Raw genomic sequence first — 12,212 nt, 5'->3', positions numbered from 1 at the left:
TGTTAGTTCAGAATGTTGATTAACCGAAGAATTTTCCTGAAGCTTTTCTGGCTTCAAAGTGGGCTTTTGCCAGAGCAGAGCGTTTTCCTTCGGGAGAGAGGTCCAAATGGCTACTGCCATCAGATAAAGTGAAATCGAATCCCAGTTCTTTGGTGACTTTCTTGAGGTCGTTAATATGTGTTTGGGTAGCAAATTTTTCTTTAGTATGAGGGCAGACTGCCATGCCTCGTTTTTGCCCTTCGATTTTATACAGGTTTGCGCCGAGTTGGGCCAGCCTCTGGAAAATGTGGAAGAATTTCCCGAAAGGCATCCATATTAAAAAAAGAATTACAGTAATCGCATGGGTGACAGCCATAAATTGGTGTGTCCTGCCTTCCAAAAAGGTATAATCAAACCCGATTCCCAAACCGGTTACCGAGATAGCTATCAACAATACCAAAGGAAGCCAATCGCCTTCAAGTGTTTGTGTGGCAATTAATCCTCCATCTTTTACCCTTCTTTTCATCATAATGATCGCACCGATGATTACCGGGAATGAGGTAAAAAATAGTGCTTTAAAAGCAAGTATTGATATTGGCCCGCCCAATTCAAAAGTTGCAACTTTGAAGCCAAAAAAGTTGGCATTGTAGAGGTCATATGTGCCCGCTTCTAAAGTAAAATGAATCCACCCAAAGGTCAGAGGAACAGTAATGGCAAATGAAAGCAGACAACCCGTTGCCAGGAGAAAATGTCCCCACCAGCGTGTTCTGCTCCTATATGCAATAAACCTTTGTAAAAGAATATTGCGAAATAGTAAGTAAACAGACCTAGATGCATAAGTTATGAAATCCTTACTAAACAAAAACTGCAGACTTCTACGCCAATATAATTTGGTGGGTGGCCTTTGCAGCCAAACAGAATAGCGATATGCTATACCAAAAACCGCAAAGATGGTTCCGAATAAATAGGAGATAAGTGCCGCATCAAAATTCTGTAGATTTCGTGATCCAATGAACACTAAAATCACCACAGCTAAGGCAGCAATACTGGCTTTGATAAAGGCGATTCGGTTTAGTGTTTGAAATAATTTAAGCATATTATGGTTATAGGAAAAGGTTATTTTATGTTTACAAATTTATTGAGCAGCAACAGTGGTTTACTGGTCAAAATTTTGCCTTGGCTCCAATATCAACTAATATCTAATATCCAATAAATTCAAATAGTCCAGTAAGCTATCGATCCTTTGGAATTTACACATTTTATGAGGTATAATTTATGAAGGTCTTTCAGCATCTTTTCTATCATAGAAATACCAGTTTATTACAGTGGCAAAAACCAGGAAGATAGCGAGAATCCAGAAAAATCCTTCTGCATGTCCGGTGCTACCAATAAATGCTCCAAGTGCCAAAGAGAAAATAAATGGGCCGTATGCCGCAATTGCCGCTGTCCATCCAATTACTCCGGCGGCTTGTCTAGGATTATGTTTAAATATAATAGGAAATTGTCTAAAAGTCGAGGCATTTCCGATTCCTGTGAAAAAAAATAGGACCATCATGGTACCAACAAAGAGAGGGAACTGCTCCATTCCCGTTGGATTCACCAAACCAAAAGAGAGCATGACGATTACACCACCTAAAAGTCCAATTCCTGTAATAGTAGTCAAAACAGCTCCGCCGGTCTTATCCGCCACAAAACCAAATATGATTCTGGAGGCTGATCCTAAAAGTGGCCCATAAAAGGCGTATTTCAGAGGGTCTAAGCTCGGTTCAAATCCACCATACAACACCTTCATCAACAGGGGGAACGCTGCAGAAAGTCCTGCAAAAGTTCCAAAGGTCATAAAGTAAGTAATGGTACAATACCAGGTGTGTTTATCGCCAAATATGTCTAATTGCTCTTTGAATGAAGCTTTGATGGGAATGCTTTTGAGGTATTTCCAACTGATGATAGCCATGATAATTAAAAATGGAGCATACCAAAAAGCTCCGCTTTGAAGGTAAATTTCTTTTGAAATCATCTCTCCCGTAGCCTTATCAACGCTTTGAAAGAGTTGTGGTGCCCCATATAGCGCTACTCCAATCATAACGGGGGTCATAAATTGGGCAATGCTGACTCCGAAATTACCAATTCCTGCCTGAATCCCTAACGCAGTTCCCTTTAATCGTGCCGGAAAAAACATATTGGTAGAAGGCATGAATGAAGAGAAATCTCCTCCTCCAAAACCTGCTGTCAATGCGAGTACAACAAATACCCAGAAAGGAGTTCCCGGATTCATTACAGCCAACCCTATCCCGATCACAGGGATGAGTTTAAGGAGAGTTGCCACTGTAATGGTATGCCTGGTACCATATATAGGAATCAAAAAAGTATGTACAATTCTCAAGGTTCCTGCAGCCAGACCAGGTAAAGCAGCCAACCAGAACAATTGCTTATCATCAAATGAAAAACCGATTCCGGGAAGACGGGTTACGATGGCTGACATCATAAACCATGTTGCAAAAGATATGGTCAATGCAATGGTGGTGATGGTCAGGGTACGCCAAGCGATTTTTTTTCCGGTATTTTCCCAAAAGTTTTTGTCCTCGGGATTCCATTCTTTCAGCCATGTAGCCATAGTTTTTTTGTTTTATTGAAAGCAAAGGTAATTTACAAAAACCTGAAAAAAGATGACGAAAGTCATAGAATAGCATGATACAAGTATCATAATAATTCTTTTAATAAAAGATAATTTTGTCGGCTAAATCAGGATATTGATTTATGCTAAGCATCACAAAAATTTTCACCTTTGAGGCGGCCCATCGAATTTCAGATTACGATGGAAGTTGTAGTCAAATACATGGTCATAGTTATGTGTTGCATGTAACAGTTGGAGGAATTGATCTAAAAAAGGACATGTTGCTGGATTTTAAGGTGCTGAAAAAAATCGTACAGGATGAAGTGATTCAACTATTTGACCATGCCTTGCTATTAAAAGAAACCGAAAAAAATCGGATAGTTTTTGAGAAATTAGAACAGAAAATTTTTTGGATGGATGAGGAACCTACCGCTGAACGGATGCTGCTATGGATAAAAGACAGGATCATCCCCGGATTGCCTTCCCATGTGGAATTAGAAAGCTTGACCCTATACGAAACTGCAACCTGCTATGCGACTTGGAAGTCTTAACCCCAAGCTAATTTACCAAAACGCAGTCCATACGTGGTTAATGGCAGGGGTGATTTTGGTGTTGTTGATGGTGGTGATTGGTGGGGTTACCAGATTGACCCAGTCGGGATTATCCATGGTCCGGTGGGAACCAATCATTGGAGCAATACCTCCCACCACGGCCGAACAATGGCAGCAAGAATTTGTAGAATATCAAGCCAGTCCGGAATTTAAGGCTTATAACAGTCATTTCACTCTTTCTGATTATAAGCAGATTTATTTCTGGGAATACCTGCATCGCTTGATTGGAAGAATGGTGGGTTTGGTTTTTATTTTTCCGGCTATGTTCTTTTGGGTTAAAGGCGTTTTTGATTTGAGGATGAAAAAACAGGTAATGCTGATCTTTTTGGGAGGCCTGTTTCAAGGTTTCTTAGGCTGGTATATGGTCAAAAGTGGCCTGGTGGACATGCCCCATGTAAGTCATTATAGATTGACTGCGCATCTTTCTACAGCATTGGCACTGGCTGCCTATATTTATTGGTTGTCCCTGGAATGGAAGATTTTCACCAGAATAGAAGCACCAACAATTAAAAAGGGGACAATTGCCTTGACCGTGCTTTTGGGAATTCAGATTATTTATGGAGGCCTTGTTGCAGGACTAAAAGCGGGTAAGATGTATAATACTTTTCCTAAAATGGGAAGAACTTGGTTCCCCTCAGACCTGAATACTGCACTTGATTTGCATGGTGTTTTTTCGCTTTTCGCAAATGGTGTTGTGGTACAGTTTATACACCGCTATTTGGCCTATTTGGTAATTGGAGGAGTGATTTTGCTTTGGTGGAGGATCAAAAAAAATGCATCTGAACTTCGTCCTTTAGGTGATTATTTACTTATAATGGTCGGGATTCAGTTTTTCTTGGGTGTACTTACCCTGATTTGGGCAGTGCCGGTGAGTTTGGGGTTGTTGCATCAGATGGGTGCTGTGGTTTTACTTTTGGGCTTGGTGAAAATGGTGAAAAAAACAGCTTACATAAATCATTAAGATGATACCTTTTCAATCCCTTTTTTTCACAAGACTCCAAAATTTCTCCTTGGATGTAGAAAAGATTTCTTTCTCCTCAGTGTTGCTTCCCCATTTGAAATTCAGAAATATCAGTCATAAAGTTTAGACGATGTCGGGTTGGTTGGTTTCTTTTTTCCAAAAATAGATTTTCTCCGCATATTTTAAAGGTCTTATTTCCACTTCCTTGTATGGATAAATCCTGTTTTTGGACAGATTGTTGAATAAAATAGCCATGACAAAAAGAATGATGATACCGGTCAGGATTGGGTTGATGACATAAAAGTAGCCCATGGATTTGATTTCACCGGATCCGATATTGGCTATCAGTGCGATAGCCCCTCCCGGCGGATGTAATGTTTTGGTGTATTGCATGGCCAGAATAGCCAGCGAAACTGATAATGCCGGCGAAAACCATATCATTGAATCTATGAAAAAAAACTTGTAAACAGTGACCCCAATAACCGCTGAAATCAGGCTACCAAAAAATAAATTTCGAGGTTGGGCAAAAGGACCGTGAGGATTCCCGAATAATATCACTGAGGTCGCCCCGAAAGCTCCAATCAGAAATAAGATATCAGTGTTTTCATCTGAATGGAAGAGGCTTTGAAGTAGACCAATAGCACTCAATCCTAAAAATCCCCCAAAAAACGACCATGCATTATCCGTCGGATTGTGCCTTGTTTCTTTATAGACAATATACCGGGCTTTTTGTAAGGACTTTTTCAGCTTTTTCTTTTTCATGGCCTCAAAAATAAGCAAATTGCGGTAAGCTTTGTTCCTTAAAACCTTCATTAATAAAAATGACCAAACATAAACCTATTAAGCGCCACCTAGCACTGCAGGCATTGAGCAGAGACCATCATCAAGGTCTTTTGCTTTGTTTCAAAATCCGTCAGGGGATCAAATTAGGGGTAGAGGAGGCGAGAATCAAAAAGTATTGTGAGTGGTTTTGGAAAGAACATTTGGCTGCACATTTCTCCGAGGAGGAGAAGTTTGTTTTTACTGTATTGGGCGATGACGATATAATGGTGCAACAAGCCCTTAGAGAGCATAAAAGGTTGGAAAAACTTTTCAATGATTCAAAATCGGATTATGATCACCTAAAGAAATTAGAAAAAGAATTGGAAGCCCATATACGATTTGAAGAAAGAGTGTTGTTCAACAAAATACAGGACGTAGCCACTGAAGAAGAGCTTGAAACAATCACCGAAAACCATGCTGGGGAACCTTCATGTGCGGTATGGGAAGATGAGTTTTGGAAATAGGACATTACCTTTTGAAGTGTCTAAGACTTCGAAGATTCTAGAGTTAGGATATCTCTGGCTGTTCAGGATTTGCAATCCTGAACCTAGAATAAATAGGATTTTGAATCCAGGTCTCTACAGGAAGGATACTGGAATTACAAATTCCAATTATCTGTTCTCTGGATTGCAAATCCCGAGAAGCTGACTATACCTCAAATACCTTATCCACCTCCCTCATCAACCTATCGGTCTCCATCAAAGCCACAATAATCTTTTGATAATGAAGGATGTCTTCAAAATCCAATGTCCTGCCCTTTCTGTCTTTAAGCCATTTTTGGGCGGGTTGGTAGCCGCCGATGTAGAAGTTCCAGGCGATTTCTGGGACATGATCAAAATATTGGATAGGGTTGATGTAGACTCGGCCTAGGTTTAGACCTGCCAGGTTTTCAAAACCTGGCAGGTCTGGGTTATTTTCAAACCTCGGCTTATCCACCACATTGTCGCCATCTACGGGATATTGGGTCCTATATTGACTGACTTTTGGGCTTTCAAGTAGGTGGATTTTTCTTAATTCTGATCCGAGACTTACCAACTTCCAGAACACTTCAGTGTCTTTTGGATAAGGCACCCTTGGGAAATCAATCTTCAAAAACTCCTTGTACTTCTCCCTGTAAGACGGGCTGTGCAATACAGCATATATATAGTCCAAAAGATCAACGGGAGCAAAATGCTGTCGATATTCTGGACGGACGTCTTCACTTTCTGCCAAACAAACATTTCCTTCCTCTGTTTTTTCCGGTACAAAACCAATCTCCAGGCCATTTGCAATCTCTTGCACAATCTCCATATTCAGGTTGGGTTTTCTGCTTGGGGAATTTCCTATTTCTAGTTGGTTGGAGGATTCGGGGTAGAGGTAGAGGGGGAAAATGTTTGGCCCTCCTCGTCTAAACATATTTGTGTCTGCAATCATTTTTGTAATAAAAATACAATCAAAGAATTGTACGTTTGCAGCTTGCGCCTGAATGACACTAATTAATCCTAAATTCTTTTTACCAGAGAAATGATTCATTATTTGTGGCCTACCAAAATCGATTAGGCTCTGATCAAAATAAATATGCTGGATATCAAAAGGACGATAACAATAACTTTGAAGCATTTGGTTTTGAAAATATCCTTGACGCGCTTCTTTTAACGTCCAATCTCGATTATCATTTAAATTTAAGGCAGAACGGATGCTACCCTCATCTATAGTGATATCAAAGAACTCCTTAATTCTTTTTAATAAATTCTCTTTATTTGGATCTATAACAAAGTGATCCCTATGTGTTTTTACTCCGCTGGAATATTTTGAAAACAAATGATCGATAGAAATTCCAGTTTTATATTCTTCTTCTAAAGCATAATCCCTTTTTGTGAATAAATAATTTAATGGTTTAGGATTTAGATTATTCCATTTGATGGACATTAAAGTGTTTGAATCCAAAAAAGAGTACTTTGAATCTCTCTTTCCATAAAGGTCATAGGAGCTTATTTTTTTTGAGTTATTATTCTTCTTTTTAATAAATAAGTTAATTGAAACACCCGACTGGATATCAAAAACATTTTCATCTTTCCCTCCATCTGGCGCAATTTCCTTTTTCTTTGTACTTCCATGCAAATCCAAAATATAAATGCTGTCAAATGTTTCCATAAGATTCTTCCGCATTTGTCTATGAATCAGCCCATCTATAAAACTATTGTTAGAAATATAGGCCAGGATTCCCTCTCCATTTTTCTCTATAAAATGCTGTCCAAAACGGATAAACTTAATATAATCATCCGATAGCGGCTGTATATTTCTTTCATTAAGGTCTTTCTTGTAATCTCCCACGAGCTTTTCTATCCACTCTCCCTTATTGGTACTACTTACACTGTAAGGAGGATTTCCGATGACGACCATCACCGGTGTATCCCTTTTGATATGATTGGCTTCATTGGCTTCGGCACTCAGCCAATTGGCGAAGAGTGTTCCTGTGTCTTTATTGAATTCCTCCAAGCTGTTGGTCAGAAATACACGCAATCTTTGGTTGGAAGTTGGTTTGAATCCAGTTTCAGTAAGTAAGAGGTCGAGTTTGAGATGTGCCATGGCATATGAAGCCATCAGCAGCTCAAATCCGTTCAGGCGGGGAATCAGGTGGTTTTCCACATATTGGGACCAGATGCCCTGCTGGCCCTGGAATTTTTTATGGATTTCCTTGATCACTTCTGCAAGGAATGTCCCTGTTCCTGTAGCCGGATCCAGGATCTGCACCTTGTGTACTTCTTTTTCTATTTGCTTGTATCCTGTTGTGGAGCGCTTATCTGGGGTTTGGGAATTGAGGGTGATTTTGGTTTTGGAAGTATCCGCCAAACCTTGGGAAAGACCGAACTCTCTTTGGAGGATTTCATCTACCGCACGGACGATGAAGTTGACCACAGGTTGGGGCGTGTACCATACGCCACGGGCCTTGCGGAGTTTGGGATCGTATTCGCTTAGAAAGGTTTCATAAAAATGGATTATCGGGTCTTCCATTTTGGTCTGCTTCCCGTAATTTTTGAGAATCTTATCTACATCGGTAGCGAGAAATATTTCAGCCAAACTGTCCACAATCCACTTGATCCGGTCATCAATATCCGGTCCGGCGATATAACCAAAGAGTTTGCGCAGAAAAGGGTTGGACTTTGGAATCAGTTCGGCAGCTTCCTGTCTGCTGAACGTTCCCAAAGAAGGGTCATGTAACCTTGCGGCAAACATCCCATAAGCGATGGTTTGTGCATACACATCCGCAAATCCTTTTGGGGTGATGTCATGGATCAAAATCTGCTTGAAAGCATTCATCTGTTCTTTCAGCGTACTGTCCTCTTGGGTCACTTCATCAGAATTGAGCGCCCTTTCGATTACGTCTGAAAGGAGTCGGGCTTTGCCTGCCATCATTTCTGCCAACTTCTTGGGTCTCTTGATAGTCTGTCCCACATGGGTACAGAAATCCTTGATCAGGTTGCCGAAAGCCTGATAATTCTCAGGACGGAATTCTATTCCTTTTTCAGTGAGTTCGGCAATGGCGATGTTGGTTACAAATTCCCTATCTCTATAAAGATGGAAGTCCAGATAATCTGTGAAAATAATGTTGTTTAAGGAGCTTTTGTACCGGTCAAATTGCTCTTTGTTTCCGGTTTTCTTGCTTCCTGAAAGGTCACGATCCCCAATGTCTTTGGCTTCAATAAAACCTACTGGGATATCTTTCTTAGTGAGGATATAATCAGGTGCTCCACAGGATTGCCTTTTGGGTTCGTTGGTAGCTTGAATGTCCGGTGCCAGACTTTCTATCAATTGCTGAAGGTCACCTCTAAAAGAATGCTCGGTAGCATGCCCCAGCATAAAACGTTTGTGGATACTTTCCAGGTACTGTTGTATGGTCATCGTAAAAAAGAATGCTTTGGGTTAAATATAGGGGAAAAAGTTAATTTTGGATATATCACGACTGCTATTCGACATTTGTAATGTCGAATGACAGATAAACAGGATTTGTAATCCTGGTTTCATTTAAGGAGGGTTCGACTGGAATTACAAATTCCAATCATCTGTCCTCGCGATTGCAAATCACTAGGAGCCGCTGTTCGCCATTTGTACCGATAGCTATCGGTATCGATTGACAGATAAACAGGATTTGTAATCCTGGTTTCATTCAAGGAAGGTTCGATTGGAATTACAAATTCCATTTACCTGTCCTCGGGATTGCAAATCCCGAGGAGCGGTTAATTTTTAGCTATTGCAACTATCTTATTGACGATTTCATCATTGACCAGTCCGAGGCCTTCTTTTTGGTATTGCATCACTCCAGTACGGTCAAATACAGAAATGATATTGGAATGGGAAAAATCAATAGGATTGATTTGCTTGTATTTGACTGCCATGATATTGGCAAAGTCCCTTACTCCATCTTCAGTACCCTGTAAGAATAGCCACTGAATTCCGTCCATGCCATTTTCCTTGGCGAAGTCTTTTAATTTTTCAGGGGTATCGTTGATTGGATCGATACTCACAAGTACATATTGGACATCTTTCATTTTTTTGGAGGAAACTTTCTCTTCGATCATGCGCATGTCTGTAACGAGTCGTGGGCAAGCAGTTTTGCAAGCCGTGTAGATCATAACCACCACTAGGGGTTTTCCTTGCAGTTCCTTGAATTCAATGGTTGCACCATCTTGCGTATTCCACACAGAAGGGAGTTGGTAAATGGAAAGTTCATCCCAATCTTTTTCATCTTGGGTAACTGGCTTATGTTGTATTTTTTCCTGGCATGCAAAAAGTATAAATGCGACAAGTAATAGACTAAGGTATTTCATTTGTTTATAATTTTATTTTTTAAGGCCATATGGAATGCCCCAAATAATCATTTCTTTGTGAGAAAATATTCTCGTGGGCATTTCATATGATTATTTTAGAGTCATTTGATTCTGAGGTTGGGCATCTTTTGCACATCTGAAGCCCAGCGTTGTGATAGAGAAACTTGCTTTGAGGCTGGAGCGCATGGCATAACGCATAAATGCAGCATAGTTCATCATGTCCTTGGCTCCAATGGCACCTGCTGCACAGAAAAGCCCCGCATCGGTATTGCCGTTGTTCCTTGATTCACCTGTGAGAATGATAGAATTGAAATCCTGGGTCCATTCCCAAACCATGCCGTGAAGGTCTTTGATCCCCCAATAATTGGCAGGAGATTGGCCTATTGTTTTCAGGTAGGTTTTGGGCTGTTCATAGCTTCTTAAAATCGAAACATTATAAAGACTGTCTTCCCGGGCATCTTTCTTTGATGAAGAGGCCATAGCGGCAAATTCCCATTCGTCAACAGTGGGGAGTCTCTTTCCTTGGCATTCACAGTAAGCTTTTGCGGCAAACCATGAAATCATGGTTATAGGTTTATCCAACATTGCGGAAGGGGCAGAAAGGTCATTTTCCCAATTGCTCAAGTATCTTGAATCTGCAAATATTTTTTTAGCCTTTGATTTTTGCCATTCAGGATGTTTCTGTACAAATCTTTGGAAATCTGCATAAGAAACAGGGTTGATATCCAGGTAAAAATTCAGCACCTCGGCATAGGCTTGTTCACCTACTTCGTATAGGGGGGTGTAATTCCCCCCTTTTATCAGAGCCATATTACTTTCTTGGGAGTATGCATGGTTAATAATAAAGAAACCTGCTACTGCCACTATGAATTTTTTCATTATTTCCTTCGTTTGCTTACCATTTCAGGGGTGATTTCGGAACCATTATTGCCCCAACTGTTATAGACATAAGTCAAAACTGCTGCAACTTCTTCATCTTTGAGTTGTTGAGATGGCATGATACTGTTGTATTTTTTCCCGTTTACCGTTACCTCTCCGGAAAGTCCGTGCAACAGTACATCGATAGCTCTGTTTTCATCAGCATTCAGGTAATCAGCTTTGGCCAAAGGCGGGAATGCGTTGGCTAATCCTTCACCGTTAGCCTGATGACAGGCAAAGCAGGCCTGCATGTAAATTTTCTTTCCGGCATCTATCAATTCACTTTTGGTCATGGTGACAGGTGGAGTTACCGTAGTGCCATCAATAGGCATTTTCTGGATAGTACTGCCTTCAGGTAAATAGATACCTTCCATAATTTCTCCGGCAAATATTTTCTCGTTTTCATCACCGGTGACACTGATGATACCTAGTGCGCCTTTATTGAATGCCCTGAATATCGAGTGATCCACCAATACCAAGTTGGAAGGGACTTCGGCTTTGAATTCAAGAATTGCCGCCCCACCTGCCGGAATCAAGGTAGTTCCTACATTATAATTGACTTGGTCTCCCCCCTCTACATATACCCTATCAAAAATTTCTCCAATCACATGGAAGGATGAAGCCAGGTTGGGACCGCCATTTCCAAAGAAAAGACGGATGGTTTCTCCCGCTTTAGCCTGAAGTGCATTTTCGCCGCTAAGTGCAGTGGTACTTCCATTGAATACTACATAATCGGGTCTCTCATCGTAAGCTTTTTCCATATCAAAAGGCTGTAAACCGGGTTCTCCAAATCTACCTTCTGTGTAGAAATCACCCTGCATGACATAGAATTCCTTGTCTACAGGAGGAAGACCGCCTTCAGTTTCTACCAATATCAACCCATACATCCCATTGGCAATGTGCATCCCCACAGGTGCTGTGGCACAGTGGTAAACAAAGAGACCGGGATTTATCAATTTGAAAGAAAAGGTTTTTTCGTGGCCGGGAGCTACAAACGAAGCCTCAGCACCACCGCCCTGTCCTGTAACTGCGTGGAGATCTATATTGTGTGGAAGTTTGTTGTCCGGGTGGTTTTTGATTTTGAACTCCACTTCGTCACCAACTCTTGCACGGATAAATGAACCTGGTACTGTTCCACCAAAAGTCCAAAATACATAAGAAACGCCATCAGCCATTTCCATTTCTTCTTCTATGATTTCCATTTCCATGAATAACTTCATGGCAGGTCTGTTTCCAACCGGAGGTGGGACGTGAGGGGGGGAGGTTAACTCTGCTACCATATTCCCGAAGACTTTGGTTTTGCTATGGTCTTTTACATACTTTATGTTGCCCGCATTTCGGGATTGACTTTGTGTGCAACTTGTTGCGATCAATCCATATAAAAAGATAAAAAGATAAAAATATCTTTTAAATAAATTTAATTTTCCGGTTTTCATAGTACTTCTCATTTGATGTTTAAATGGATTTTTTTTAAGCTCTACAAAGGACGATAAAAATAG

10 protein-coding genes are annotated in these 12,212 nt (G+C 40.6%); 3 read left to right on the top strand and 7 right to left on the bottom strand.

Annotated features, from left to right (window positions below; all coding sequences use genetic code 11):
• Positions 1 to 19: 19 nt before the first annotated feature.
• On the bottom strand, positions 20 to 1,075 hold the full coding sequence (locus B9A52_RS23120) for an MFS transporter (RefSeq protein ID WP_084122952.1): 1,056 nt from the start codon (positions 1,073 to 1,075) through the stop codon (positions 20 to 22).
• A 177-nt stretch (positions 1,076 to 1,252) separates the two neighbouring features.
• Positions 1,253 to 2,593: an MFS transporter gene (locus tag B9A52_RS23115; RefSeq protein ID WP_084122951.1), complete on the bottom strand. Its 1,341-nt coding sequence runs from the start codon at positions 2,591 to 2,593 to the stop codon at positions 1,253 to 1,255.
• Positions 2,594 to 2,736: 143 nt separating this feature from the next.
• Here B9A52_RS23115 and B9A52_RS23110 point away from each other — a divergent pair, with 143 nt between their 5' ends.
• Together B9A52_RS23110 and B9A52_RS23105 are read left to right on the top strand one after the other, a co-directional pair.
• A complete protein-coding gene (locus B9A52_RS23110) occupies positions 2,737 to 3,144 on the top strand; it encodes a 6-pyruvoyl trahydropterin synthase family protein (protein ID WP_084122950.1) in 408 nt (135 codons plus the stop codon).
• The gene (locus tag B9A52_RS23105; protein ID WP_084122949.1) at positions 3,125 to 4,165 is read left to right on the top strand and encodes a COX15/CtaA family protein; all 1,041 of its coding nucleotides are present in this window, start codon (positions 3,125 to 3,127) and stop codon (positions 4,163 to 4,165) included. The genes B9A52_RS23110 and B9A52_RS23105 overlap by 20 nt, the downstream gene beginning before the upstream one ends.
• Positions 4,166 to 4,288: 123 nt before the next feature.
• On the opposite strand, the gene B9A52_RS23100 is transcribed toward B9A52_RS23105, so the two are convergent.
• A complete protein-coding gene (locus tag B9A52_RS23100; protein WP_231955381.1) occupies positions 4,289 to 4,927 on the bottom strand; it encodes an HPP family protein in 639 nt (212 codons plus the stop codon).
• 59 nt (positions 4,928 to 4,986) lie between these two features.
• Here B9A52_RS23100 and B9A52_RS23095 point away from each other — a divergent pair, with 59 nt between their 5' ends.
• Positions 4,987 to 5,451 (top strand): hemerythrin domain-containing protein, encoded by a 465-nt coding sequence (locus B9A52_RS23095; RefSeq protein WP_084122948.1) that lies wholly within the window; start codon positions 4,987 to 4,989, stop codon positions 5,449 to 5,451.
• 184 nt (positions 5,452 to 5,635) lie between these two features.
• On the opposite strand, the gene B9A52_RS23090 is transcribed toward B9A52_RS23095, so the two are convergent.
• From B9A52_RS23090 to nirK, 4 genes are all read right to left on the bottom strand, one after another.
• The gene (locus B9A52_RS23090) at positions 5,636 to 8,869 is read right to left on the bottom strand and encodes a type ISP restriction/modification enzyme (RefSeq protein WP_084122947.1); all 3,234 of its coding nucleotides are present in this window, start codon (positions 8,867 to 8,869) and stop codon (positions 5,636 to 5,638) included.
• A gap of 335 nt (positions 8,870 to 9,204) precedes the next feature.
• Entirely contained in the window at positions 9,205 to 9,795 is a 591-nt protein-coding gene (locus B9A52_RS23085; protein WP_084122946.1) for an SCO family protein, read from the bottom strand.
• Positions 9,796 to 9,885: 90 nt separating this feature from the next.
• Positions 9,886 to 10,674, bottom strand: coding sequence for a formylglycine-generating enzyme family protein (locus B9A52_RS23080; protein WP_084122945.1), 789 nt, complete (start codon positions 10,672 to 10,674; stop codon positions 9,886 to 9,888).
• Entirely contained in the window at positions 10,674 to 12,149 is a 1,476-nt protein-coding gene (gene nirK / locus B9A52_RS23075; RefSeq protein ID WP_084122944.1) for a copper-containing nitrite reductase, read from the bottom strand. The genes B9A52_RS23080 and nirK overlap by 1 nt, the downstream gene beginning before the upstream one ends.
• Positions 12,150 to 12,212 lie beyond the last annotated feature (63 nt).

It is taken from the genome of Aquiflexum balticum DSM 16537, from assembly GCF_900176595.1.
Classification (GTDB): Bacteria; Bacteroidota; Bacteroidia; order Cytophagales; family Cyclobacteriaceae; genus Aquiflexum; species Aquiflexum balticum.
The sequence above is the reverse complement of the archived record's forward strand: the minus strand, read 5'-3'. Positions and strand labels throughout refer to the sequence as shown.